The organism is Kitasatospora sp. NRRL B-11411 (genome assembly GCF_000721345.1).
GTDB classification, from domain to species: domain Bacteria; phylum Actinomycetota; class Actinomycetes; order Streptomycetales; family Streptomycetaceae; genus Kitasatospora; species Kitasatospora cineracea.
The window spans coordinates 1-24,482 of the sequence record NZ_JOGH01000020.1 but is presented as its reverse complement, the minus strand read 5'-3'; the positions used below and the strand labels follow the sequence as shown (position 1 = coordinate 24,482).

Sequence of the window (24,482 nt, the reverse complement as noted above, 5' to 3'; positions counted from 1 at the left end):
GGCCCCGTCGGCAATCCTCCCGTACGCGAGGGGTGAAAAGCGCTCAAGGCACGCATGAGTCGCGTTCCGCCCGGGTACGACAGCACGTTTGGCCTGCCTGACCGATAACCGGCGACGTCGTCAGCCTAGCCTGACGAAACGAAGGTGTCAGGGGACACGGAGGAGCAATCCCGCAGGAAGATCGAGCCTTCCTGGACACCTTGTCCAATGCCCCTCACCTGGGCCGTCCGTCATTCGGGTGACCACTCCATGTGCGGGTGGACGTAGTCGGTCGGCGGAGTGAACGTCTCCCGGATCGAGCGGGCGGACGTCCAGCGCGCCGGGTCCGGGGCCGCCGCGCCGCCGCCGGACGGCTCCCCGTTGACCCGCAGGTCGCCCGCGGCGAAGCGCAGCCGCTCCACCGCCCGGGCCAGCGCCGGCCGCTCCCGCACGAACACCGCGCCGGCCGGACGGGCGTCCGGGGCGTCGGCGGCGACCAGCTCCAGCGCCTCCTCCCAGCGGTCGTCCTCGTACACCCGCACCGCGAGCAGCGGCCCCGCGCACCCGCCGTACCGGTCGGTGCCGCCGAGCAGCACGGTGGGCCGGACGAACCAGCCGATCGCGCCGTCGTACTGGCCGCCCGCCAGCAGTTGCACCGCCGGGTCGGCCTCGGCCCGCCCGATCGCGCCGACCGCGGCGGTGAACGCCCGCTCGTCGATCAGCGCGCCCATGAAGTTGCTCAGGTCGGTGACGTCGCCGACGGGCAGCTCGTCCACCTCGCCCAGCAGGTCGTCCCGGATCCGCCGCCACAGGCCGCGCGGCAGGTACGCCCGCGACAGCGCCGAACGCCCCTGGCCCTGGTACCCGAAGGCGCCGCGGACCAGCGCGGTGCGCACCGCCGCCGGCTCCGCCGACGGGTGGGCGAGCAGGAAGTCCCCGCCGCCGCCGGTCGCGCCGGCCAGCCGCGGGTGGCCGCGGTAGCGGGCGACGTTCGCCCCGACCTCCCGCCACAGCCGCCGGAACGCCGCGGCCGAGCCCGCGAAGTGCAGCCCGGCCAGCGCCGGGTCGCGCAGCGCCACCTCGGCGACCGCCTGCCCGTCCCCGGTGACCAGGTTGACCACCCCCGGCGGCAGCCCCGCCTCCTCCAGCAGCAGCATCGTCAGGTGCGCGGCCAGGGTCTGGGCGGGCGCGGGCTTCCACACCACGGTGTTGCCCAGCAGCGCGGGCCCGGTCGGCAGGCTCCCGGCGTCCGCCGTGGAGTCGGACGGGGTGATCGCGCAGACGAAGCCCTCCAGCGGGCGGTGGTCGGCCCGGTTCCACCCGCCCGGCCCCGAGGACGGCTGCTCGGCCAGCAGCAGCCGGGCCGCGTGCACGTCGCCGCGCCAGCGGTCGGCCAGCGCGCACGCCGCGTCAATCTCCGCCGGCCGCACCGTCTTCGACTGCCCCAGCATGGTCGCGGCCACCAGGGTCTCCCGCCACGGCCCGGCCAGCAGGTCCGCGGCCCGCAGGAACACCGCCGCCCGGTCGTCGAACGCGAGCCGCCGCCACTGCTCGCCCGCCGCCAGCGCCGCGTCCACCGCGGCCCGCACGTCGGCGGCCGTCGCACTGCCCAGCACGCCGAGCCTCGCCGCGTGGTGGTGCGGCTGCACCAGCTCGGTGCGCTCGCCGCCGCCGAGCCGGCGCTCCCCGCCGATCACCATCGGCAGCGAGGTGTGCCGCCCGGCCAGCTCGTCCAGTCTCCGCTCCAGCCGGGCCCGTTCGGCGCTGCCCGGCGCGTACCCGCGGGGCGGCTCGGCGACGGGCGGGGGGACGTTGGTGACCGCGTCGATCGGCATGGTGCTGGGGTGCTCCCTAGGGTGGTTCCCGCGTGCTGTGCTCCCCCCACCCTGGCCGCGCCCGCGCCCACCGCCCCGGCGTGACACGCCTGTCCGGCGGGTTCCCCCGCGTTCCCCGGCGGATTCCTCCGCATTCCCCGCCGCTACCCGGCGAGCTCCCGCGCCGCCGCGACGGCGTCCGCCAGCGAGTCCACCACCGGCACGCCGAGGTGCGCCAGCTTCTCCCGGGTGTGCGAACCCCCGGTGTACAGCACCGACTTGATGCCCGCCGCGAGCGCCGCCTCGGCGTCGTCCGCGGCGTCCCCGATCAGCACCGTCCGCCCCCGGTCGATCGCCCCGCCCAACGCGTCCAGGTGCACGGCCAGTTCCCCGGCCTTGCGCCCGCCGGCCGCCCCGCGCCGCCCGTCCACCCGCAGGAAGTGCCTGGTCAGGCCGAACGCGTCCACCGCCGGCACCAGCTTCTCGTGCTCGTACATCGACAGCACCGACTGGCTCCCGCCACCCGCCGCCCACCCCGCCAGCAGTCCCTCGGCCCCCGGCGTCAGCCCGCAACCCGGGAACAGCTCCGTGTACTTGACGTGGAACGCGTCGTCCAGCGCCAGCCACTCCTGCGCACTCGGCGCCCGCCCCATCAACCGCTCGTAGAACCGCGGGATCGGGATCTCGTACTGCGCCCGGTACTCCTCCAGCGTCATCGGCGCGATCCCCACCGTCTCGAACGCCGCGTTGCTGGCCGCCACCACGGCCGCCATGTCCGACAGCAGGGTGCCGTTCCAGTCCCAGACTATGTGTGTGCGCACCCGCCAAGCGTACGCGCCGGGCCGGGCGCGGCGGCCCGGCCCGGCGCGCGGGCCCCGGGGGGTGGGTCAGTTGAAGGCGTCCGGGTCCGGGCCGGTGCGCAGGCCGCGGTCGGTGGCGGCGATGGCGGTCATGTCGTCCGCGGTGAGCGCGAAGTCGAAGACGTCCAGGTTCTGCCGGATCCGGGCCGGGGTGACCGACTTGGGGATCACCAGGTTGCCGAGCTGCAGGTGCCAGCGCAGCACCACCTGGGCGGGGGACTTGCCGGTGCGCGCGGCGATCGCGGTGATCGCCGGGTCGTCCAGCACGGCGCCCTGGGCGAGCGGGCTCCAGGCCTCGGTGGCGATGCCGTGCGCGGCGTGGAAGGCCCGCAGCTCGGCCTGCTGGAGGCCGGGGTGCAGCTCGACCTGGTTGACGGCGGGGACGAGTCCGCCGGCCTCGATCAGCCGGGTCAGGTGCGCGGGCTGGAAGTTGGAGACGCCGGCCGCGCGGATCCGGCCCTCGGCGGCGAGCTCCTCGATGGCCTTCCAGGACTCGGCGTACAGGTCCCGGGCCGGGGTGGGCCAGTGGATCAGGTACAGGTCGACGTACTCCAGGCCGAGCTTGTCGAGGCTGGCGTCGAAGGCCCGCAGGGTGGCGTCGTGGCCCTGGTCGGCGTTCCACAGCTTGGTGGTGACGAACAGCTCCTCGCGCGGCAGCCCGGACGCGGCCAGCGCCTTGCCGACGCCGCGCTCGTTGCCGTAGATCGCGGCGGTGTCGATGCTGCGGTACCCGGCCTCCAGCGCGGCGGCGACGGCCGCGGTGGTCTCCTCGTCGGGGACCTGGAAGACGCCGAAGCCGAGCTGGGGCATCTCGATGCCGTTGTTGAGGGTGACGGTGGGGACGGTGGTGCTCATGTTCCTTCTCCAGGAGGGGAGTTCGAGGGTGTTCAGTGGTTGAGGACGGGGACCCGGACGGCCGCGGGGGCGGCCTTCGCCCGGCGTTCCAGCCCGGCCGAGACCAGGGCCAGCACCAGCGCGGAGCCGGCCAGCAGCGCGCCCACCCAGTTCGGGGCGGTGTAGCCGAGCCCGGCGGTGATCACCGCGCCGCCGAGCCAGGCCGCCAGCGCGTTGCCCAGGTTGAATGCTCCGATGTTGACGGCCGAGGCCAGCGTCGGCGCGCCGTGCGCCTGGTCCAGCACCCGCTTCTGCAGCGGCGGCACGGTGGCGAAGCCGAGCGCCCCGATCAGCAGCAGGGTGACGGCGGCGGTGGCCTCGTTGTGCGCGGTGACGGTGAACAGCGCGAGCACCGCGGTCAGGCCGCCCAGGGTGGTGAACAGCATCGGCATCAGCCGGCGGTCGGCGAACCGCCCGCCCAGCAGGTTGCCCAGGAACATGCCGACCCCGAGCAGCACCAGCAGCCAGGTGACCGAGCCCTCGGAGAACCCGGCGACCTCGGTCATCATCGGCTTGATGTAGGTGATCGCGGCGAACACCCCGCCGAAGCCGAGCACCGTCATGCCCATCGCCAGCACGACCTGCGCGTTCTTGAACGCGGCCAGCTCCCGCCGCAGGTGCGCCCCCGCCGGCCGGGGCAGCTCCGGCACCAGCCTGGCGATGCCCAGCAGCCCGACCACGCCGAGCGCGGCGACGGCGGCGAAGGTGGTCCGCCAGCCGATCTGCTGGCCGACGAAGGTGCCCAGCGGCACGCCGACGATGTTGGCGACGGTCAGCCCGGTGAACATGGTGGCGATCGCCCCGGCCTTCTTCTCCGGTGCGACCAGCTCGGCGGCGACCACCGACCCGATGCCGAAGAACGCGCCGTGCGCGAGCGAGGCGACGATCCGCCCGGCCAGCATCACCCCGAACCCGGGCGCCAGCGCGGACAGCAGGTTGCCGGCGGTGAACAGCACCATCAGCAGCATCAGCATCCGCTTGCGGCTGATCCGGGTGCCGAGCACGGTCATCAGCGGGGCCCCGACCACCACGCCGACCGCGTAGCCGGTGACCAGCAGGCCGGCGGTCGGGATGCTCACCCCGAAGTCGGACGCGACCTCGGGCAGCAGGCCCATGATCACGAACTCGGTGGTGCCGATTCCGAACGCCCCGATGGCCAGGGCGAGAAGCGCGAGGGGCATGACGCGGACCTCCATACGATTGCCGGTGCGCCTTACGTGCTTCGACAATAATTGCAGACACACATACTTGCAAACGCAACGACATAGCCCGGGGAACGACTCCACGACTCCGCCCCCGCCCACCGGGCCACCGGCCACCGGCCACGGCCCGGACTCCGCCCCGAGAACGCCGCAGACCCCGCCCCGGCCGGGTGGCCGTGACGGGGTCTGCGGGAAAGCCGCGGGGCGGGGTCAGCCGATCAGGCCGGGGATCTCCTGGATGGCGAACCAGAGCAGTTCGTGGTCCTCCGCGCCGTCCACGGTGAACTGCGCGTCCTGGTCGCCGCCGTCCGCGGCGGCGATCGCCCCGACCGCCGCCGCCACGTCGGCGAGGACGTCCGGGTCGGCGTCGTCGGCGTGCACCGCGGCGGCCTTGGCCAGCCGGATCGGGCCGCCCAGCACGACCCGGCCGAGCGAGGCCTGGTCCTGGTACTCGTCGCCGGGGAACGGCGTCACCGCCGAGTCGGCGACCTCGACGGCGAGGACCACCCGGCGGCGCGGGGCGTCCGGGTCGGCGGCCAGCAGGCGGACCGAGGAGAGCGCGGCCCGGTTGAGCGCCGCGTACTCGAGTTCCTCCAGGTCGTCGCTGACGTACCACTCGCGCAGCGCGGGCGTCACCGCGTAGGCGACGCTCTGCTCCAGGACGCCCCCGGGATGCGCCACCGCCAGGTCGCTCAACGTGGTGGGCACGTACACGCGCATCGGTGGCACCTCTCTCGGACACTGCGGACGGGTCAAGAATACGCAGCCCGCCGGGCCGCCCGCGACGGCCCTCCGCCGCCCGCTCCCTGCGCCGATCAGGTCACCGCCGACGTCCCCCTACGGACCGTTCCGGCACCCGAGCCGCCGTCAACTCCCTGCGCCGGCACCGGCCGCACCGCCCTTGCGAACACCGGGCCGCCACCCGTACGGGTGGATTTCCGGCGGCTTCCGCGGGGCCGGAAAAGCCCTTGGAGCGCTCTTTGCCGACCCGATACCAAAGGCCCCGCAGCACCCCGACACTTCCCCACCGAGAGGGCCACGATGACCGAGCAGCTCACCCGGACGCCCGGCCCGCGGATCCGTCCGCTGGTCCGCCCCGTACCGGCCCCCCGCCGCCCGGTCCGCCACCCGCACCCGGAACCGCACCCCCAGCCCCAGCACCCCCAGCACCCCGCCGGGACCGGCCCGCGCCCGGCCCGCAGCCCGCGCGCGGCGTGCGACGGCCCCCGCCCGCCGTACCGGGCCCGGACGGCCGCGCCGAGCAGCACCGGCCACGCCGAGCTCGCCGGGCGGTTCGCGCACCGGCTGGTGGAGGTGCTGTCCGGGGCCCGCCCGGTGCACCAGTTGCAGCGGCACACCACGCTGCCGGGCTTCCACCAGCTCGCGGCGCTGGTGCGGACCGGCCCGCTGCGCCCGCGCGGCCGGGCCCAGCGCCCCCGGCTGGGCCGGGTGCACGACTGCGCGCCGGGCCCGGGCGCGGTGGAGGCGTGCGTGCGGGTGGAGTTCGGGCCCCGGCACCACGTGCTGGCCTTCCGGCTGGAGCAGCACACCCGCACCGGCCAGTCCCGCAGGAGGCGGCGCCCCGCCGGACAGCCGGCCGGTCAGGCCTTGCGGCGCCGGCCGCCCTTCGCCGCCTTGGCGGCCTTGCGGCGCTCGGCGCGGGTCAGGCCGTCGCCCTCGTCGACCGCACCGTCCTCCTCGAAGTCGCCCTCGATCACGCCGCCGCCGATCTCGTCGGACGGGGCGGTGTAGTGCAGCCGCTTGCGCTCGGGGGCCTCCAGGCCCTTGGCCCGGATCTCCGGGCGGGCGGCCGGGACGGCGTCCTTCTCCAGCTTGTCGAGCAGCACCTGCTCGTCCTCCGGCAGCGGGACCTCCTCGACCTGCTGCTCGACCTGGACCTCCAGGTTGAACAGGTAGCCGACGGACTCCTCCTTGATGCCCTCCATCATCGCGGAGAACAGGTCGAAGCCCTCGCGCTGGTACTCGACCAGCGGGTCGCGCTGGGCGTAGGCGCGCAGCGCGATGCCCTCCTGCAGGTAGTCCATCTCGTAGAGGTGCTCGCGCCAGCGGCGGTCCAGCACCGAGAGGACGACCCGGCGCTCGAGCTCGCGCATGATCTGGTCGCCGAGCTGGTCCTCGCGGCGGCCGTAGGCGGCCGCGATGTCCTCCTGGATGGCCTTGGTGAGGAGCTCGGGGGTCAGGCCGCCGCTGTCCGCGGCCTCCTCCTCCAGCTCGTCCAGGTCGAGCGAGACCGGGTAGAGCTGCTTGAGCGCCGTCCACAGCTTGTCGAGGTCCCAGTCGTCCTCGAAGCCCTCGCCGGTGGCGGCGTTGACGTACGCGGCGACGGTGTCGTCCATGAAGTGGCCGACCTGCTCCTGCAGGTCCTCGCCCTCCAGGACGCGGCGGCGCTCGCCGTAGATGACCTCGCGCTGGCGGTTGAGGACCTCGTCGTACTTGAGGACGTTCTTGCGGATCTCGAAGTTCTGCTGCTCGACCTGGGTCTGCGCGGAGGCGATGGCGCGGGTGACCATCTTCGACTCGATCGGCACGTCCTCGGGGACGTTCGCCATCGACAGCACGCGCTCGACCATGCCGGCCTTGAACAGGCGCATCAGGTCGTCGCCCAGCGACAGGTAGAACCGGGACTCGCCCGGGTCGCCCTGGCGGCCGGAGCGGCCGCGCAGCTGGTTGTCGATCCGGCGGGACTCGTGCCGCTCGGTGCCCAGGACGTACAGGCCGCCGATCTCCTGCACCTCCTCCTGCTCCGACTTGACCGCGGCCTTGGCCTTCTCCATCGCGGCCGGGAGCGCGCCCTCGTACTCCTCCGGGGTCTCCTCCGGGGTGATGCCGCGCTGGGCCAGCTCGGCGGCGGCCAGGTGCTCGGGGTTGCCGCCGAGCATGATGTCGGTGCCGCGGCCGGCCATGTTGGTGGCGACGGTGACGGCGCCCTTGCGGCCGGCCTGCGCGACGATCTGCGCCTCGCGCTCGTGGTGCTTGGCGTTCAGCACCTCGTGCGGGATGCCGCGCTTGCGCAGCTCCTGCGACAGGTACTCGGACTTCTCGACCGAGACGGTGCCGACCAGCACCGGCTGGCCCTTCTCGTGCCGCTCGGCGATGTCCTCGACCACGGCGGCGAACTTGGCCGGCTCGGACTTGTAGATCAGGTCCGGCTGGTCGATCCGCCTCGGGGTCTTGTTGGTCGGGATCGGGACGACGCCGAGCTTGTAGATCTGGTGGAACTCGGCCGCCTCGGTGGTGCCGGTACCGGTCATGCCGGACAGCTTGTCGTAGAGGCGGAAGAAGTTCTGCAGGGTGATGGTGGCCAGCGTCTGGTTCTCGTTCTGGACCTCGACGCCTTCCTTGGCCTCGATCGCCTGGTGCATGCCCTCGTTGTAGCGGCGGCCGGCCAGGATGCGGCCGGTGTGCTCGTCGACGATCATGACCTCGCCGTTGATGACGACGTAGTCCTTGTCCGCCTTGTAGAGCTCCTTGGCCTTGATGGCGTTGTTCAGGAAGCCGACCAGCGGGGTGTTCACCGACTCGTAGAGGTTGTCGATGCCCAGGTAGTCCTCGACCCGGCCGACGCCCTCCTCCAGGATGCCGACGGTGCGCTTCTTCTCGTCGACCTCGTAGTCGCGGTCGATCTTGAGGCGCTGCACCAGCTTGGCGAAGTCGTTGTACCACTTGGTGGCCTGGTCGGCCGGGCCCGAGATGATCAGCGGGGTGCGGGCCTCGTCGATCAGGATCGAGTCGACCTCGTCGACGATGGCGAAGTTGTGGCCGCGCTGCACCAGTTCGTCCTGCGACCACGCCATGTTGTCGCGCAGGTAGTCGAAGCCGAACTCGTTGTTGGTGCCGTACGTGATGTCCATCCCGTACTGGCGCTTGCGCTCGGCCGGCGACATGTTCGCCAGGATCACGCCGACCTCCAGGCCCAGGAAGCGGTGCACCCGGCCCATCCACTCCGAGTCGCGCTCGGCGAGGTAGTCGTTGACGGTGATCAGGTGCACGCCCTTGCCGGTCAGCGCGTTCAGGTACGCGGGCAGGGTGCCGACCAGGGTCTTGCCCTCGCCGGTGCGCATCTCCGCGACGTGCCCGTAGTGCAGGGCGGCGCCGCCCATCAGCTGGACGTCGTAGTGGCGCTGGCCCAGGACGCGCTTGGCGGCCTCGCGGACGGTCGCGAACGCCTCGGGGAGGATGTCGTCGAGGCTCTCGCCGTCGGCGAGGCGGGCCTTGTACTCGTCGGTCAGCGCGCGCAGCTCTTCGTCGGTGAGGTTGACGAAGTCCTCTTCGATCGAGTTGACCTGGGCGGCAATCCGCTGCAGCTTGCGGAGGATCTTGCCCTCGCCTGCGCGCAGGATCTTGTCGAAGACGGACACGTGAGCGGGCTCCTTGCCTCATTCGGCTCTGGATGACTGCCGGTGGGGAGTCCACCCCACCGTACGGGCCATCGTATGCGAGGAGCCCGAGCGGCCGGGAGGTCCGTCAGCACGGTATTCCTGTGTCACCCCTGGGAGCACATCGTGCGATGCCGGGTGCAAACGGTCAAAGCGGTTCGCCGTCGGCCGGTTGTCAGTGCCCGCGCCTAGCCTCGCCCCATGGCCGAGACCCTTGCCGCGACGCCCCCGCCCACTGTCCGGATCCCCGCCGACCACGCCCGCCGGCTCGCGCTGCGCGCCCAGGGCCTGCTCGGCTCCCCCGACCGCCGCTCCGGCGCGCAGGGCGTGCTGCGGCAGCTCGGCGCCGTCCAGTTGGACACCATCTCGGTGCTGGCCCGCTCGCACGAGCTGGTGCCGTACGCCCGGCTCGGCGCGGTCGGCCGCCGCCCGGTGGAGCAGGCGTACTGGGGCGCCGGCACCGCCTTCGAGTACTGGTCGCACGCGGCCTGCGTGCTGCCGATCGAGGAGTGGCCGCTGTTCGCGTTCCGCCGCCGCGCCTACCGGAGCAAGGGCCGGGTCTGGGGCCACCCGGTCTCCCCCGAGGCGTACGCCGCGGTGATCGACAAGCTGCGCGCCGAGGGCCCGTTGACCTCCACCGCGCTCGGCGGCGCCAAGAAGACCTCCGAGTGGTGGGACTGGTCGGACACCAAGATCGCCGTGGAACGGGCGCTGGCCTTCGGGGACGTGGTGGTCACCGAGCGCCGCGGCTGGAAGCGGGTCTACGACCTGGCCGAACGGGCGGTCCCCGGCGAGCTGTTCGGGCAGGACCCGACCGACGCCGCGTGCCTGGCCCGGCTGGTGGCCCGGGCCGGGGCCGCGCTCGGCGTGGCCACCCGGGCCGACCTGATGGACTACCACCGCCTCAAGGGGGCCCAACTGGACGCCGCGCTCCCGGAGTCGGGCCTGGTCCCGGTCGAGGTGGAGGGCTGGGGCGCGCCCGCCTGGGCCGACCCGGCGGCGCTGGCCGCCGAGCCGCGCGGGCGCCACCGCACCACCCTGCTCTCCCCGTTCGACTCGCTGGTCTGGGACCGCCCGCGCACCGAGCGGATCTTCGGCATGAGCCACCGCCTGGAGGCGTACACCCCCAAGCACAAGCGGGTGCACGGCTACTTCGCCATGCCGCTGCTGACCGCCGGCCGGCTGGTCGGCCGGGTCGACCCGGCCCGCGAGGGCAGCACCCTGGTGGCCCGTCAAATCTCGTTGGACGCACCGAAGTTCGTCCCCGCACTGGCCGAGGCGCTGCGCGAGGCGGCCGACTGGGTGGGCTGCTCGGACGTCCGGGTGGAGCGGCTGGCGGACGAGTCGCTGCGGCCGGAGCTGGAGAAGCTGCTGGGCTGAGACACCGGAGCGGCCGCCGGGCCCGGGCGGGTCCGGCGGCCGCTCCCGGCGCGCGCTCAGCCTATTTCGAGGATCTTCTCACGCATCGCGTACACCACCGCCTCCATCCTGGAGTGCAGTTGGAGCTTCTCCAGGATGTTGCGCACGTGGTTCTTGACGGTGTTCTCGCTGATGAACAGCTCCTTGGCGATCTCCCGGTTGTTCATCCCGGTGGCCACCAGCTTGAGCACCTCCAGCTCCCGGTCGGTCAGCCGGGGCGCGGGCAGCAGCTCCCGGTCGTCCGAGCGGCGCTGGATCATCGACTTGAACTCGGTCAGCAGCTTGGCCGCCATCGACGGGCTGATCTGCGACTGCCCGTCGGCCACCGCGCGGATCGCGGTGGCCACCTCGTCGGTGGAGATCTCCTTCAGCAGGTAGCCGGTGGCGCCCGCCTTGATCGCCTCGTAGAGGTCGGCCTCCTCGTCGCTGATCGTCAGCATGATGATCTTGGCGCTGGGCACCACGTCCTTGATCGCGGTGCACGCCTCGATGCCGCTGCGCCGGGGCATCCGGACGTCCATCAGGATGATGTCCGGCAGCAGGTCGGCGGCCTTCAGCACGGCCTCCGCGCCGTCCCCGGCCTCGCCGATCACCCGGATGTCCGGCTCCTCGGCCAGCACGATCTCCAGGCCGCGGCGGAACAGCGCGTGGTCGTCCACCACCAGCACCCGGATCGGCTCCGCGCGACGCGGCGGAAAGCCGGCGTCCTCCGGCCCCAGTCCCTCGCGCGAAAGCTCCCCCATCCGCCCCTCCCCCGCCTCCGGCCACGTTCGACGCGCCCCATCATTCCACGGCCCCGGCCCGCTCCGGTCACCCTGCGCCGCCGGACCGCCCGGCTGGGTGACCCCGGCGCCGCCGCACGCGCCGGTGACCCCGGCGGCCGGTGCGGCCGCCGGGGTCACCGTGGTGCTCCGGCTGCGGGCGGGGCCCGCCGTCAGTCCTGCCTACTCCTCGTCCGGCCCGTTGATCGCGCCGCCCGCCCCCGCGGCGTCCACCGCGGCGGCCAGGTCCTCCTTGAGGTGGATCACGCCGTAGTGGTAGCCGTGCCGGCGGTAGACCACGCTCGGCAGGCCACTGTCCTTCTCCTGGAACAGGTAGAAGTCGTGGCCCACCAGCTCCATCGCGTACAGCGCCTGGTCCAGCGACATCGGCGCCGCGGCGTGGGTCTTCTCGCGGACCACCAGCGGCCCGTCGCCCTCCACCTCCAGGTTGCCCGCCACGGTCTTGCGGGCCGTGCCGTTGACGCTCGGGGCGGCCTCGGCGGCGGGCAGGTCGGCCAGCGCGGCGGTCGCCGCGGCGACGCTGACCGGGGCGCGCCCGTTGGTGCCGCCCTTGTGCACCCGGCGGCGGTCGGCGGACTTGCGCAGCTGCGCCTCCAACTTGGCGGAGGCCAGGTCCAGCGCCGCCCACGGGTCGCTGGCGGACGCCTCGGCCCGGATCACCGGGCCACGGCTGCGGAGGGTGATCTCCACCCGGTCGGCGCGGTCCGCCTGGCGCGGGTTGGGCTCCTTGGACACCTCGACATCCAGGCTGATCGCCTTGGTGTCGAACTTCTGGACCTTCTCCAGCTTCTCGGCCACGTGCTCGCGGAACCTCTTGGGCACCTCGGTCTTGCGGCCCTTGACGACGATGTCCACGCAGAACTCCGATCCCTCGTGCTGACCGGCCCGGAGTGCGTCCCGAACCGGCGTGAGACCCAGCCGGACCAGTCGGTCACCGCCCGCCCCCGGACACCGCCCGGGGAACCCGCGAGGACCACCGGCCCTTACCTCACTTCCTCCCCACCAGGAGCGTTCGAAACCCCTGGAAACCTCATGCAACACCTGACTCGGGGATCTCGCCTCCCCAGTCGAACGAACGTACCGACGTCCGGTCGGCGGTCCGGCTGTTCTCCCCTGTTTACCCACCTACGGGTGAAACAACGGTGAACGGCTGGACAACACGCCCGGCACCGCCCACCGTATGGCTGATGTCGCCGCCCGGCGAGCGTTCCGGAGGGGTTCCGTGACGAGCCGCAGCACCGCCCACCAGCCCGGATCCGGCCCCGCCCCGGTCCTCGCCGCCCTGCTCGACCTGCTGCTCCCCGCCCGCTGCGCCGGCTGCGGAAGCGGCCTCACCGGCCTCTGCCCGCCCTGCCGCGCGCTGCTCGACGGCGCCGCCGCCGGGCCCGCCGGGCCGCACCGCCCGCCGCCCGGGCTGCCGCCGGTGCACGCCGCCGCCCCCTACGCCGGGCCGGTGCGCCAGCTGCTGCTCGCCCACAAGGAGCGCGGCGCGCTCCGGCTGGCCGCCCCGCTGGGCGGCGCGCTGGCCGCCGCGGTGCGCTCCGCGACCGGCGCGGGCGCCGCCCCGCTGCTGCTGGTGCCGGTCCCCTCGGCCCGCGCCGCCACCCGGGCCCGCGGCCACGACCCGACGCTGCGGCTGGCCCGGGCCGCCGCCCGCGAGCTGCGCCGCGGCGGCGTCGCCACCCTGGTCGCGCCGGTGCTGCGGCACAGCCGCCCGGTCGCCGACCAGGCGGGCCTGGGCGCCGCCGAGCGCCGCCGCAACCTGGACGGGGCGCTGGCCGTGCCGGCCCGGCTGGCCCGGCGGCTGGCCGGGCACCGGCTGGTGCTGGTGGACGACCTGGTGACCACCGGGGCGAGCCTGGCCGAGGCGGCCCGGGCGCTGCGCGCGGCGGGCTGCCCGCCGCGGGCGGCGGCCACCGTCGCGGCGGCCGCCCGGCGCGGGCCGGGGGCGGTGCGGCGCGGGGCGCTGCTCGGGGAGGCCGGGGAGGCGGCGGGCGGGGCCGGGCTCAGCCCGGGTAGATGAACGCGTCGGCCTTCGACTTGGTGGGCACCTCGTGCCACTGGTTGTCCTTCAGCAGGGACAGGCCCCGCTCGGAGGAGGCCAGCACGGCCGGGCCGGACGGGCCGGTCGGTCCGGCCGGCAGCCGGGCCTCGGTCGCGGACAGCGCCGTCATCGACTCGCCGCCCTGCAGCGGGGAGTCGGTGGACTGCGAGCCGTCGGTGCCCAGGAAGTGCAGCTGCTGGAGCCGGTCGGCCTCCTTGCCGAGCACCACCAGCTGGTCGGTGTCGCCCCAGGAGACGGCGGCGACCTCGGTCAGCTGCGGGGCGATGTCGCGCAGCCCGGTGATCCGGGCGGTCGGCTGCTTCGCGGTGCCGCCGTGCTCGACCAGGCCGAGCAGCAGCGTGGTCGGGCCGCTGCCGCGGCTGACCAGCAGGGCGATCCGGGTGCCGTCGGAGGAGATCCGCAGCGACTGCACGGTCTGCCCGCCCAGCCCGTCGACCTGCACCTGGGCGACGGTGCGGTCGCGCACCATCAGCACCTTGGGCGCGGCCGGGTCGCGGTCGACCAGCCACAGGTCCTGCCGCCCGTCCCAGCTGGGCGAGGCCAGGCTGCCGGGGCTGCGCACGACCGGCTCGCCGTACTTGCCGCCGTCGGCCAGTTCGGCCTCGACCAGCTCGTGGCCGTCGGCGCTGACCGCGGCCGCGACGTTGCCGTCCCGGCGGACCGCGACGGCGCCCGGGCCGGGGCGGAACTGGCCGGCCTGCGGGACCTGCCCGAGCACTCCGGGGACCGGCATCGGGTCCAGGCCGCCGTCCTGGTAGCGGGTGAGCCGGCCGTCGTTGAGCTGGATGTAGGCGGCCACGCCGTTGTCGGTGCCGGCCAGCACGCCGGGGGCGACCAGGGCGGCCTCGCCGCTGCTGAGCGAGCAGCTGCCGCCGGTCAGCGTCAGGTCGAGCCGGTCCAGCTTGCTCTGCTGGTCGGCCAGGGTCTGGAAGAGCTGCTGGGCCATCTGCTTGCAGGCGGCCGGGTCGCCGCCCTCCAGCTTGACGGTGGCCACCCGGCTGTCGCCGATGCTGGCGCTCTGCACCCGGACGCCGTCCAGCTTGGAGGTCACCACCGGACCGAGCCAGCGGGAGGGCCCGTCGGCGGTGGCCTGGGCGGCCTCGGTCAGCGGGTCTATTCGGCGGCGCAGGTAGATCGGGTCGGGCACCAGCGCCGGGGCGGCCTGCGGGTGGGCGGCCGAGCTGTCGTTCTGCGCGAAGAAGTAGCGGTGGACCGGCTTGTAGGTGTTCTTGAAGTTGGTCTGGTCGACGATCAGGCCGTCGGGCAGGTCGCTGATCCGCCACTCGCCCTTGTCCGGGCCGTCGGACTCCTTCACGAAGGTGAAGGTCCGCTGGTAGGCGTCGCCGGAGTGGGCCTGGTAGCTGTGCTGCGCGTCGAGCCCGGCGACCTGCTTGCCCGTGACGGTCAGCTGGACGGTGGTGGCGACGTCCGCGATGAGCGGGTTGTCCGGGCTCGGGGCGCCGGCCAGCACCACCACGCCCGCGTCGGGCTTCCAGCTCTGGGCCGCGGCGACGGTCAGGTACTGCTTGGCGGTGTCGTAGTTGGCCTGGTCGGCGTTGGAGGAGTCGAGGAAGCCGGCCAGCAGGTCCCGGGGGCTCTCCCCCTTGTGCGGGGCGACGGGGTAGACGTGCACCTGGAGGCCGTCGGCGGCGTTCTGCGACACCTCCAGGCGCTGCGGGGCGCCGCCGGAGGGCATCGAGACGCAGCCGGTGGCGGCGGTCGCCAGCAGCGCCGCCCAGCCCACCGCGAGGGCCCGCCGGTCAGCCGTCCTGTCGGTCCTGCGCACCGGCGGTCCCCTCCTGGTCGGTGTCGGCGCCGTCCGGTGCGGGCGGGGCCGGCTGGGTCGGTCGGCCGCGGTCGACCACGATCTGCGCGCCGGTGGCGCCGTAGCCGGTGACGTCCGACGGGTCGGAGACCGGGGCGGCGGCGGGCCGGCCGAGGCCGGGGCCGATGCTGAGCACGCCGCCGAGGCCGGAGCCGAAGGCGTGCCGCTCGGTGTCCGGGGTCTCCGGGACGGCCGTGGACTCGCCACCGGGCAGCGCGGCCGCGCCGCGCGCGGTGCGGCGGTAGGGGGCGCCGGCCGAGGACATGCCGCGGTTGTAGCGGGAGTCCTCCGGCTCCAGCCGGAACGGGGCCCGGGCGATCTCGCCGCCGCGGGTGCGCGGCAGGGTCAGCCGGAAGTGCGAGCCGCCGCCGGGCTCGCCCCAGGCCTGCAGCCAGCCGCCGTGCAGGTGGGCGTCCTCGACCGCGATGGACAGGCCGAGGCCGGTGCCGCCGGTGGTCCGCACCCGGGACGGGTCGGCCCGCCAGAAGCGGTGGAACACCCGGGAGGCCTCGCCGGGCTTGAGGCCGATGCCGTAGTCGCGCACGCCGACGGCGACCGCGCCCTCGGCCGAGCCGAGCCGGATCACCACGTCCCGGCCCTCGCCGTGCTCCAGCGCGTTGACCACCAGGTTGCGCAGGATCCGCTCGATCCGGCGCCCGTCGACCTCGGCCAGCACCGGGTTCTCGGCGCCGCGGATCAGCACCGCGCTGCCCTTGGCCCGGGCCAGCGGGTCGGCGGCCTCGACCACCCTGGTCACGATGTCGCGCAGGTCGACCGGCTCGGCGTCCAGGATCGCCGCGCCCGCGTCGAACCGGCTGATCTCCAGCAGGTCGGCGAGCAGCGACTCGAAGCGGTCCAGCTGGTCCTGGAGCAGCTCGGCGGAGCGGGCCGCCATCGGGTCCAGGTCCTCGCGGCTGTCGTAGATCAGGTCGGCGGCCATCCGGACGGTGGTCAGCGGGGTGCGCAGCTCGTGCGAGACGTCCGAGACGAACCGGCGCTGCACCCGGGAGAGCTCCTCCAGCTTGCGGATCTGCGCCTGCAGGCCGTTGGCCATCCGGTTGAACGATTCGCCGAGGCGGGCGATGTCGTCGGTGCCGGTGACCTTCATCCGCTCGTCGAAGTGCCCGGCGGCGAGCCGCTCGGAGATCCCGGCGGCCATCCGCACCGGCGTGACGACCTGGCGGACCACCACCCAGGCGATGCAGCCGAGCAGGATCACCAGGAACAGCCCGGCGGTGGCCAGGGTGCCGATCACCAGGTTGAGGGTGGAGGTCTCCTGATAGAAGGAGAAGACGTAGTACAGCTGGTACGGCTTGCCGTCCGGGCCGGTGAACTGCTTGCCGATCGCCAGGCCCTTGTCGTCGCCGGGCGGGGTCTGGCTGTTCGGGGCGCGGTGCAGCTTGACCGGCTGCTCCTGCGGGTTGGTCGGGTCGGCGGCGACCGAGCGGCGCAGGTCGGAGGTGATCGAGTCGGGCAGGATCGTGCCGGAGTAGCGGGCGCCGCGCAGGCCGGCGCTGGAGGCGCTGGCCTCCTGGTCGCCGGGGGCGAGCGCGATCACCGAGTAGACGCCGGAGCCGCCGGAGGCCAGGTCGGAGACCTGCTTGGTCAGCCAGGAGTTGATCTGGTCGCGGGTCGGGTCGGCGGTGGGTCCGGCCTTGGCCTGGAGGTTGATCGCCTCGTTGATCTTGTCCTGCTCGATCTGGAAGCCGCCCAGGGCCTGCCCGTGCGCGGACTTCTGCTTGGCCTCCAGCAGGCCGGTGCGCACCTGGGCGACCACCACCACGCCGAGCACCAGCACCACCACGAAGGACAGCAGCAGGGTCATGGCGACCACCCGCAGCTGGATCGAGCGGCGGTACAGCGCCAGCAGCCGGCCCACCGGGTACCGCAACGGGCGGACCACCGGCGCGAGCAGCGCCGCCCACCACCGCCGCCGGCGCGGCCGGCCGGTCGTGGTGGAACTCAGCACGTCGCCGCGCACAGCGTTCTCCCCGCCGGAGCGGTCGTCCGGCGGGGAGTCCTCGGGCCTTGCCTCGCTCATCCTCAGCTGGGTCCGGCCTTGTACCCGACGCCGCGCACGGTGACCACGATCTCCGGGCGCTCCGGGTCCTTCTCGATCTTGGAGCGCAGGCGCTGCACGTGCACGTTGACCAGGCGGGTGTCGGCCGCGTGCCGGTAGCCCCAGACCTGCTCCAGCAGCACCTCGCGGGTGAACACCTGCCAGGGCTTGCGGGCCAGTGCGACCAGCAGGTCGAACTCCAGCGGGGTCAGCGGGATGCCGCGCCCCTCGCGCTTGACCGAGTGCCCGGCGACGTCGATCACCAGGTCCCCGATGGTCAGCTGCTCCGGCGTGGGCTCCTCGGCCCGGCGCAGCCGGGCCCGCACCCGGGCGACCAGTTCCTTGGGCTTGAACGGCTTGGTCACGTAGTCGTCGGCGCCGGACTCCAGGCCGACCACGATGTCGACCGTGTCGGTCTTCGCGGTCAGCATGACGATCGGAATGCCCGACTCGGCCCGGATCTGCCGGCACACGTCGATGCCGTCCCGTCCGGGCAGCATCAGGTCGAGCAGTACGAGGTCCGGCTTGGTCTCCCGGAAGGCGGCCAGCGCCTTGTCCCCGTCAGCGACGAAAAACGGCTCAAAACCTTCACCACGCAGCACGATGCCGAGCATCTCGGCCAGTGCGGTGTCGTCATCGACGACGAGGACACGTCCCTTCATGTCTCCATCTTCTCATCACCCGAATGTGACCTGCGCCGCACGGCCGTTCCGCCCGCGCCCCCGGCCGCCCGCCGAACCAGTCATACCATCGCAAAGGTCATGGTCCGGAGCCCTTGTCCGGACCGTTGTGGATCAGCAACGGGATACCCCTGGGGCACGCGTGCGCACCATGGCACGATAAACACCCCGAAGCATCCGAGCCAGGGTGCCCCGACGAGGAGCGTCGATGACCGAGACCCCGGGCTGGACCTCACCCGGTTCTCCTGAACCACCGCCCGGCACCGCCGAAACCGGCCACTCGACGCCCGCAGCACCCCTCCCCGGCACCCCCGCCGGCGCCCTCCCGCCGCTCCCCGGCACCCCGCTGATCCCGCTGCGGCCGCTCGGCTTCGGCGAACTGATGGACGGCGCCTTCGCCCTGGTCCGCCGCAACTGGCGGGCCGCGTTCGGGTTCGGCCTCGGCCTCGGCGCGCTCGTCGAACTCGCCCAGGCCGGCGTCGACTGGTGGATCCACCTCAACGGCACCGACGCCGAGGCGCTGTTCTCCTCCTTCTACACCCGCCCGGTCGCCGCCCTGCTCAGCATCCTCGCCGCCGGCCTGCTCGCCCCCGTCGTCGGCAACGCCCTGACCGGCCGGGACACCCCGCTCCGGGAGGCCTGGGCCCTGGTCCGGCCCCGGTTCGGCCCGCTGCTCGGCCTCTACCTGCTGGTCGTGCTGATCCTGCTCGCCGCCCTCGCCGCCCCCGCCGCCCTGCCCGTCCTGCTCTCCGCCGCCACCGGCGGCGCCGGCTGGCTCGCCCTGCTGCTGCTCGCCCCGCTGCCCGCGCTCTGGCTGTCGGTGCGGCTGCTGCTCGCCCTGCCCGCGCTGATGCTCGAGAAGCAGACCGTCGGCGCCGCCCTCAAGCGCTCCTGGCGGCTGGCCCGCGGCGCCTGGTGGCGGATCTTCGCCCTGCTGCTGGTCTTCTCGATCGCCCTGTACTTCCTCACCGAGGTGCTGCTCGTCCCCGGCCGGCTCGTCTCCGACCTGGTCGTCGGCCTCTCCGGCGGCCTCGGCAGCGACGACACCGACGCCGCCGTCGGCATCGCCATCACCGCGATCGGCGGCACCCTCGCCCACACCGTGACCGTCCCGCTGGCCGGCGCCCTGTACGCCCTGGTCTACACCGACCGGCGGTTCCGCCGCGAGGCGCTCGACCTGGAACTCACCGCCGCTGCCGCCGACCGCCCCGGCCCGGCCCGGCCCGCCGCGGCCGTCCCCTCGGGGGTCTGACCAGATGGGAACCCGGGGGACGGTGGCGCTGCTCGCGGACGGCGCCCCGGTCGACGTACCGCGCGACGCCGCCCGCGACGCCGCGCACGAGGAACTCCGCAAAGCCGTCTACCACCAGCACGAACCCGGCATCGTCGAACGCGTCATGGACTGGATCGGCCGCCAGATCGGCCGCGCCTTCGACGGCGTCGCCGCACCGCTCGGCGGCGGCGGCAACGCCGCGCTCGTCGTGCTGCTGGTCGTCCTGCTCGCCCTGGCCGGCCTCGCCTGGTGGCGCTACGGCGCACCCCGCCGCGCCGCCCGCTCCGACGGCAGCCTGTTCGCCGGCGCCGAAGGACCGCGCAGCGCCGCCCGGCACCGCGCCGACGCCGCCGCGCACGCCGCCGCCGGCGCCTGGGCGGACGCCGTCCGCGACCAGATGCGCGCCCTGGTCCGCGGCCTGGAGGAACGCACCGTGCTCTCCCCCCGCCCCGGCCGCACCGCCGACGAGGCCGCCGCCGAAGCCGGCCGCGCCCTGCCCCGGCACGCCGCCGAACTCGCCTCCGCGGCAAGGCTGTTCGACGACATCGCGTTCGGCGAGCGCCCCGCCGACGAAGCCGCCTACCGGCTGCTCGCCGACCTCGACCACGCCCTCGGACGCACCCGCCCCACGCCCGTCCCGGCCGGCGGAGGACCCGCATGACCACCACCGCCCCGCCGCCCGCCACCGCCGCACCCGAGGCCCCCGCGGCCCCCGCCGCGCCGCCCGCACCCCGCGCCCCCCTGCGCGCCCTGTGGCGGCGCTCCCGCTGGTGGCTGCTGGCCGCCCTGGTGCTGGTCCTGGTCGGCGCCCTGGTCGCCGGCATCCCCGGAAACTCCAGCTACGACCCGCTCGACCCCCGCTCCGGCGACCCCCGCGGCACCCGCGCCGTCGACCAGCTGCTCCGGCAGCACGGCATCGACTCCCGCACCGCCACCAGCGCCGCCGAACTCGCCACCGCCCTGCGCGCCGACGACACCACCGTCGTCCTCACCCGCCCCGCCGAACTCGCCTACCACGACCTGGCGAGCCTCGCCGCGCTCACCCCCGGCCACCGCAGCCGCCTCGTCCTGGTCGCCCCCGACCAGCCGGTCCTGAACGCCTTCGCCTCCGGCATCGAGGGCACCTCCGCCGACACCGGCACCTCCGCCGCCCTCCCCCCGTCCTGCCCGCTGCCCGAAGCCTCCCGGGCCGGGGCCGCCACCCTCGGCGGCCAGGGCTACGAAGGCCGCCCCGGCGACACCGGCTGCTACCCGAAGGCCGACCACGACACCCTGGTCAGCCGTACCCGCGGCGACCAGCAGGTGGTCGTCCTCGGCACCGGCGCCCCGCTCACCAACGAGGCCCTCGACCACGAGGGCAACGCCGCCCTCTCCCTCGGCCTGCTCGGCGCCCGCCCGCACCTGGTCTGGCAGATCCTCGCCCCGACCGCCTACACCGCCGCCGACGACGAACCCAGGACGCTCGGCGACTTCATCCCGGACGGCTGGTACTGGGCCACCTTCCAGCTCGCCCTGGCCGGCCTGCTCGCCGCCGCCTGGCGCGCCCGCCGCCTCGGCCCGGTGCTCACCGAGCAGCTGCCCGCCGTGGTCCGCGCCTCCGAGACCACCGAGGGCCGCGCCCGGCTCTACCACCGCGCGAACGCCCGCGGCCACGCCGCCGAGACCCTGCGCCGCGCCACCCGCCGCCGGGCCGCCGCCGCCCTCGGCCTCCCGCACACCACCGGGGACCCGGCCCCAGCCGCCCTCACCGAGGCCGCCGCCGCCCGGCTCGGACGCCCCGCCGCCGACCTCCAGCACCTGCTGTACGGCCCGGCCCCCACCGACGACGCCGCACTGCTGCGGCTCGCCGACGACCTCGAAGACATGGAATGGCAGGTACGACAGCCGTGACCGACCAGCTGCTCAAGACCGTCCCGGCCCAGTCCGGCGACGCCCGCGCCGCCCTCACCGGCCTGCGCGAGGAGATCGCCAAGGCCGTGGTCGGCCAGGACGCCGCCGTCACCGGCATCGTCGTGGCCCTGCTCTGCGGCGGCCACGTCCTGCTGGAGGGCGTCCCCGGCGTCGCCAAGACCCTCCTGGTGCGCACCCTGGCCACCGCCCTCGACGTGGAGACCAAGCGCATCCAGTTCACCCCCGACCTGATGCCCGGCGACGTCACCGGCTCGCTGGTCTACGACACCCGCACCGCCGAGTTCTCCTTCCAGCCCGGCCCGGTCTTCACCAACCTGCTGCTCGCCGACGAGATCAACCGCACCCCGCCCAAGACCCAGGCCTCCCTGCTGGAGGCCATGGAGGAGCGCCAGGTCACCGTCGACGGCGAGCCCCGCAAGCTCCCCGAGCCGTTCCTGGTCGCCGCCACCCAGAACCCGGTCGAGTACGAGGGCACCTACCCGCTGCCCGAGGCCCAGCTCGACCGCTTCCTGATGAAGCTGATCCTCCCGCTGCCCACCCGCGACCAGGAGTTCCAGGTCCTGTCCCGGCACGCCAACGGCTTCGACCCGCGCGACCTCGCCTCGGCCGGCGTCCGCCCGGTCGCGGGCGCCGCGCACCTGGCCGCCGCCCGCGCCCAGATCGCCAAACTGACCGTCTCCCCCGAGGTCCTCGCCTACATCGTCGACCTGGTCCGGGCCACCCGGCAGTCCCCCTCGCTCGCCATGGGCGTCTCCCCCCGCGGCGCCACCGCCCTGCTCAACACCTCCCGCGCCTGGGCCTGGCTGGCCGGCCGCGACTACGTCACCCCCGACGACGTCAAGGCACTCGCCCTGCCCACCCTGCGCCACCGCGTCCAGCTCCGCGCCGAGGCCGAGATGGAGGGCACCACCGCGGACAGCGTCATCCAGGCCGTCCTCGCCCAGACGCCCGCCCCCCGGTAGCCCGCCCGGGCCGGGGCCCCGCGCCCCGGCCCACCGCCGCCCCCACCCCCAGAAAGCGAGCCCAGCCACCCCATGGCCCTGACCGGCCGAACGGCCCTCATCGCCGCCCTCGGCGCCCTCCTGGTCGGTCTGCTCCTCCCCTCCTGGACGGGCATCGGCGTGGTCATGCTGCCGCTGCTCGCCGCCGTCACCGCCGACCTGCTGCTCGCCGCCCCGGTCCGCCGCCTGGCCCTGGAACGCTCCGGCGACCCCACCGTCCGCCTCGGCGAGGCCACCACCGTCGACCTGCTCGTCGCCAACCCCTCCGGCCGCCCGCTGCGCGCCCGGATCCGCGACGCCTGGTACCCCTCCGCCTGGACCCCCGGCACCGCCACCACCGCCTCCCGGCACACCGTCACCGTCCCGGCCGGCGAACGCCGCCGCCTCACCACCCCGCTCGCCCCCACCCGGCGCGGCGACCACCACGCCGGCCGGGTCACCGTCCGCTCGCTCGGCCCGCTCGGCCTGGCCGGCCGCCAGGCCACCCTCGACGCCCCCTGTCGGATCCGCGCCCTGCCCGCCTTCACCAGCCGCAAGCACCTCCCCTCCCGCCTCGCCCGCCTGCGCGAACTCGACGGCCGCACCTCCGTCCTGACCCGCGGCCAGGGCACCGAGTTCGACTCCCTGCGCGAGTACCTCCCCGGCGACGACGTCCGCTCCATCGACTGGCGCGCCAGCGCCCGCCGCAGCACCGTCGCCGTCCGCACCTGGCGCCCCGAACGCGACCGCCACGTCCTGATCGTCCTCGACACCGGCCGCACCTCCGCCGGCCGCGTCGGCGACGCCCCCCGCCTGGACGCCGCCCTCGACGCCGCCCTGCTGCTCACCGCCCTCGCCACCAAGGCCGGCGACCGCGTCGACCTGCTCGCCCACGACCGCCACCGCCGCGCCGCCGTCGCCGGCCGCTCCCCCGCCGAGGTGCTCCCCGCCTTCACCGACGCGATGTCCCTGCTCGAACCCGCCCTGATCGAGACCGACCTGCGCGCCCTCACCTCCACCGCCCTCCGGATGGCCCCGCACCGCTCCCTGATCGTCCTACTCACCGGCCTCGACGCCCACCAGATCCAGGAGAGCCTGCTCCCCCAACTCCCGCTCCTCACCAAGCGCCACGAGGTGGTCCTCGCCTCCGTCGCCGACCCCCGCCTGGACGAACTCGTGCACGCCCCCCGCACCACCGTCCGCGACGTCTACGCCGCCGCCGCCGCCGAACAGACCCGCGCCGACCGCCGCCGCACCGCCGACCTCCTCACCCGCCGCGGCATCACCGTCCTGGACGCCCCGCCCGAGTCCATCGCCCCCGCCCTCGCCGACGCCTACCTCGCCCTCAAGGCCGCCGGCCGCCTCTGACCCACCCTCACATCCCGGCCCCCGTAACCGCGTTGCCCACCCCGGCCGCGGTTGCTTGGATACCCGGATGCTGTATCAAGAAGAGCTGATCACCCGCGTCCGCGCGGCCTGCGAAGCCGACCCGGGCCTGGACGCCGCCCTGATGTACGGCTCCTTCGCCGCCGGCGAGGCCGACGCCCACAGCGACATCGAGTTCTGGCTGTTCTTCACCCCCGAACGCCGCACCGAGATCGACCCGACCGCCTGGTGCAGTGCCATCGCCCCCACCAGCTACGTCCTGCTCAACGAGTTCGGCTCCCACGTCGCCTTCTTCCCCGGCCTGGTCCGCGGCGAGTTCCACTTCACCACCGCCGACGAGATCCCCACCGTCGCCACCTGGCCGGCCCGCGGCGCCACCACCGACCGGATGCTGCTGGTCGACCGCAGCGGCGCCCTGACCCCCGTCCTGGACTCCCTCCCGCTGCGCTACGTCCCCGGCCTCGACAACCCCGGCATCATCGCCGAGTACTGCGACCCGCTCGCCAACTGGCTGGTCCTCACCCACCACCTGACCGCCCGCGGCGAACACCTCCGCGCCTGGGACGCCCTCGGCCACGCCCACCGCCACCTCCTCTGGATGGCCCGCCTGGCCGAGAACTCCACCACCCACTGGCTCACCCCCTCCCGCGCCGCCGAACGCGAACTCTCCCCCACCACCACCGCAGAACTCCGCACCACCACCGCCCCCGCCACCCCCCAAGCCCTGACCACCGCCCTACGCGCCGCCACCGTCCTAGGCGAACGCCTGTGGACCACCATCGCCGCCCACCACGGCCAGCACCCTCCGACCGCCCTGTTCGCCGAACTCAAGGCCGCATTGGACAGCACCGGCAGCTGAACGCGAAAAAGCCCCCTGACTTCCCGTCAGGGGGCTTTCCCACAATGATTGTTCGGCGGCGTCCTACTCTCCCACAGGGTCCCCCCTGCAGTACCAT

General features: G+C 74.3%; 19 protein-coding genes and 1 pseudogene. 9 read left to right on the top strand and 11 right to left on the bottom strand.

What is annotated here, in order from left to right; all coding sequences use genetic code 11:
- Positions 1 to 230: 230 nt before the first annotated feature.
- The 5 genes from IH44_RS0112625 to IH44_RS0112605 form a co-directional block, all read right to left on the bottom strand.
- Positions 231 to 1,808, bottom strand: a complete 1,578-nt coding sequence (locus IH44_RS0112625) for an aldehyde dehydrogenase family protein (protein WP_030459591.1) — start codon at positions 1,806 to 1,808, stop codon at positions 231 to 233.
- Positions 1,809 to 1,957: 149 nt separating this feature from the next.
- Positions 1,958 to 2,614: an HAD family hydrolase gene (locus tag IH44_RS0112620; protein ID WP_030459590.1), complete on the bottom strand. Its 657-nt coding sequence runs from the start codon at positions 2,612 to 2,614 to the stop codon at positions 1,958 to 1,960.
- A 66-nt stretch (positions 2,615 to 2,680) separates the two neighbouring features.
- Positions 2,681 to 3,508, bottom strand: coding sequence for an aldo/keto reductase (locus tag IH44_RS0112615; RefSeq protein WP_030459589.1), 828 nt, complete (start codon positions 3,506 to 3,508; stop codon positions 2,681 to 2,683).
- 32 nt (positions 3,509 to 3,540) lie between these two features.
- Complete coding sequence (locus IH44_RS0112610; protein WP_030459588.1) at positions 3,541 to 4,728, bottom strand: MFS transporter; 1,188 nt, start codon at positions 4,726 to 4,728, stop codon at positions 3,541 to 3,543.
- Between the two features lie 231 nt (positions 4,729 to 4,959).
- Positions 4,960 to 5,469 (bottom strand): hypothetical protein, encoded by a 510-nt coding sequence (locus IH44_RS0112605; protein ID WP_030459587.1) that lies wholly within the window; start codon positions 5,467 to 5,469, stop codon positions 4,960 to 4,962.
- Here IH44_RS0112605 and IH44_RS49680 point away from each other — a divergent pair.
- Positions 5,422 to 6,288 (top strand): annotated as a pseudogene (locus tag IH44_RS49680) (Rv3235 family protein); the annotation flags it as partial. The gene IH44_RS0112605 and the pseudogene IH44_RS49680 overlap by 48 nt on opposite strands.
- A 62-nt stretch (positions 6,289 to 6,350) precedes the next feature.
- On the opposite strand, the gene secA reads toward IH44_RS49680, so the two are convergent.
- A complete protein-coding gene (gene secA / locus IH44_RS0112600) occupies positions 6,351 to 9,128 on the bottom strand; it encodes a preprotein translocase subunit SecA (RefSeq protein ID WP_030459586.1) in 2,778 nt (925 codons plus the stop codon).
- Positions 9,129 to 9,347: 219 nt separating this feature from the next.
- On the opposite strand from secA, the gene IH44_RS0112595 reads away from it, so the two are divergent.
- Positions 9,348 to 10,526, top strand: a complete 1,179-nt coding sequence (locus tag IH44_RS0112595) for a winged helix-turn-helix domain-containing protein (RefSeq protein ID WP_030459585.1) — start codon at positions 9,348 to 9,350, stop codon at positions 10,524 to 10,526.
- A gap of 56 nt (positions 10,527 to 10,582) precedes the next feature.
- Here the strand turns inward: IH44_RS0112595 and IH44_RS0112590 are convergent, their stop codons facing one another.
- Together IH44_RS0112590 and hpf are read right to left on the bottom strand one after the other, a co-directional pair.
- The gene (locus IH44_RS0112590; RefSeq protein ID WP_030459584.1) at positions 10,583 to 11,308 is read right to left on the bottom strand and encodes a response regulator transcription factor; all 726 of its coding nucleotides are present in this window, start codon (positions 11,306 to 11,308) and stop codon (positions 10,583 to 10,585) included.
- Positions 11,309 to 11,509: 201 nt separating this feature from the next.
- Entirely contained in the window at positions 11,510 to 12,202 is a 693-nt protein-coding gene (hpf, locus tag IH44_RS0112585; protein WP_030459583.1) for a ribosome hibernation-promoting factor, HPF/YfiA family, read from the bottom strand.
- Positions 12,203 to 12,569: 367 nt separating this feature from the next.
- Between hpf and IH44_RS0112580 the strand changes: the two genes are divergently transcribed.
- On the top strand, positions 12,570 to 13,370 hold the full coding sequence (locus IH44_RS0112580; RefSeq protein ID WP_030459582.1) for a ComF family protein: 801 nt from the start codon (positions 12,570 to 12,572) through the stop codon (positions 13,368 to 13,370).
- Here IH44_RS0112580 and IH44_RS0112575 read toward each other — a convergent pair.
- The 3 genes from IH44_RS0112575 to mtrA are packed head-to-tail and all read right to left on the bottom strand — an operon-like array spanning position 13,354 to position 17,958.
- Complete coding sequence (locus IH44_RS0112575; RefSeq protein WP_030459581.1) at positions 13,354 to 15,198, bottom strand: LpqB family beta-propeller domain-containing protein; 1,845 nt, start codon at positions 15,196 to 15,198, stop codon at positions 13,354 to 13,356. The two genes, IH44_RS0112580 and IH44_RS0112575, sit on opposite strands and share 17 nt — an antisense overlap.
- Positions 15,173 to 17,278 (bottom strand): MtrAB system histidine kinase MtrB, encoded by a 2,106-nt coding sequence (mtrB, locus tag IH44_RS0112570; RefSeq protein WP_030459580.1) that lies wholly within the window; start codon positions 17,276 to 17,278, stop codon positions 15,173 to 15,175. The genes IH44_RS0112575 and mtrB overlap by 26 nt, the downstream gene beginning before the upstream one ends.
- 2 nt (positions 17,279 to 17,280) lie before the next feature.
- Positions 17,281 to 17,958, bottom strand: coding sequence for an MtrAB system response regulator MtrA (gene mtrA / locus IH44_RS0112565; RefSeq protein WP_030459579.1), 678 nt, complete (start codon positions 17,956 to 17,958; stop codon positions 17,281 to 17,283).
- A gap of 226 nt (positions 17,959 to 18,184) precedes the next feature.
- Here mtrA and IH44_RS0112560 point away from each other — a divergent pair, with 226 nt between their 5' ends.
- The 6 genes from IH44_RS0112560 to IH44_RS46455 all read left to right on the top strand — a co-directional run bounded on the left by IH44_RS0112560 (position 18,185) and on the right by IH44_RS46455 (position 24,385).
- A complete protein-coding gene (locus IH44_RS0112560; protein WP_030459578.1) occupies positions 18,185 to 19,228 on the top strand; it encodes a glycerophosphoryl diester phosphodiesterase membrane domain-containing protein in 1,044 nt (347 codons plus the stop codon).
- 4 nt (positions 19,229 to 19,232) lie between these two features.
- Positions 19,233 to 19,910: a DUF4129 domain-containing protein gene (locus IH44_RS0112555; RefSeq protein WP_030459577.1), complete on the top strand. Its 678-nt coding sequence runs from the start codon at positions 19,233 to 19,235 to the stop codon at positions 19,908 to 19,910.
- Positions 19,907 to 21,139, top strand: a complete 1,233-nt coding sequence (locus tag IH44_RS0112550) for a DUF4350 domain-containing protein (RefSeq protein WP_030459576.1) — start codon at positions 19,907 to 19,909, stop codon at positions 21,137 to 21,139. Before IH44_RS0112555 ends, IH44_RS0112550 begins: the two co-directional genes overlap by 4 nt.
- Positions 21,118 to 22,122, top strand: a complete 1,005-nt coding sequence (locus IH44_RS0112545) for a MoxR family ATPase (protein WP_051816824.1) — start codon at positions 21,118 to 21,120, stop codon at positions 22,120 to 22,122. The genes IH44_RS0112550 and IH44_RS0112545 overlap by 22 nt, the downstream gene beginning before the upstream one ends.
- Before the next feature lie 72 nt (positions 22,123 to 22,194).
- On the top strand, positions 22,195 to 23,508 hold the full coding sequence (locus IH44_RS0112540; RefSeq protein WP_030459574.1) for a DUF58 domain-containing protein: 1,314 nt from the start codon (positions 22,195 to 22,197) through the stop codon (positions 23,506 to 23,508).
- Positions 23,509 to 23,575: 67 nt separating this feature from the next.
- The gene (locus IH44_RS46455; protein WP_051816823.1) at positions 23,576 to 24,385 is read left to right on the top strand and encodes a nucleotidyltransferase domain-containing protein; all 810 of its coding nucleotides are present in this window, start codon (positions 23,576 to 23,578) and stop codon (positions 24,383 to 24,385) included.
- Positions 24,386 to 24,482: the final 97 nt, after the last annotated feature.

What these genes read in the sequence shown, in the direction of transcription:
- IH44_RS0112615 (WP_030459589.1), bottom strand. Translation starts at nt 3,508, where the DNA reads ATGAGCACCACCGTCCCCACCGTCACCCTCAACAACGGCATCGAGATG.
- IH44_RS0112610 (WP_030459588.1), bottom strand. Translation starts at nt 4,728, where the DNA reads ATGCCCCTCGCGCTTCTCGCCCTGGCCATCGGGGCGTTCGGAATCGGC.
- IH44_RS0112605 (WP_030459587.1), bottom strand. Translation starts at nt 5,469, where the DNA reads ATGCGCGTGTACGTGCCCACCACGTTGAGCGACCTGGCGGTGGCGCAT.
- IH44_RS0112595 (WP_030459585.1), top strand. Translation starts at nt 9,348, where the DNA reads ATGGCCGAGACCCTTGCCGCGACGCCCCCGCCCACTGTCCGGATCCCC.
- IH44_RS0112590 (WP_030459584.1), bottom strand. Translation starts at nt 11,308, where the DNA reads ATGGGGGAGCTTTCGCGCGAGGGACTGGGGCCGGAGGACGCCGGCTTT.
- mtrB (WP_030459580.1), bottom strand. Translation starts at nt 17,278, where the DNA reads ATGAGCGAGGCAAGGCCCGAGGACTCCCCGCCGGACGACCGCTCCGGC.
- mtrA (WP_030459579.1), bottom strand. Translation starts at nt 17,958, where the DNA reads ATGAAGGGACGTGTCCTCGTCGTCGATGACGACACCGCACTGGCCGAG.
- IH44_RS0112560 (WP_030459578.1), top strand. Translation starts at nt 18,185, where the DNA reads ATGACCGAGACCCCGGGCTGGACCTCACCCGGTTCTCCTGAACCACCG.
- IH44_RS0112555 (WP_030459577.1), top strand. Translation starts at nt 19,233, where the DNA reads ATGGGAACCCGGGGGACGGTGGCGCTGCTCGCGGACGGCGCCCCGGTC.
- IH44_RS0112550 (WP_030459576.1), top strand. Translation starts at nt 19,907, where the DNA reads ATGACCACCACCGCCCCGCCGCCCGCCACCGCCGCACCCGAGGCCCCC.
- IH44_RS0112545 (WP_051816824.1), top strand. Translation starts at nt 21,118, where the DNA reads ATGGCAGGTACGACAGCCGTGACCGACCAGCTGCTCAAGACCGTCCCG.
- IH44_RS0112540 (WP_030459574.1), top strand. Translation starts at nt 22,195, where the DNA reads ATGGCCCTGACCGGCCGAACGGCCCTCATCGCCGCCCTCGGCGCCCTC.
- IH44_RS46455 (WP_051816823.1), top strand. Translation starts at nt 23,576, where the DNA reads ATGCTGTATCAAGAAGAGCTGATCACCCGCGTCCGCGCGGCCTGCGAA.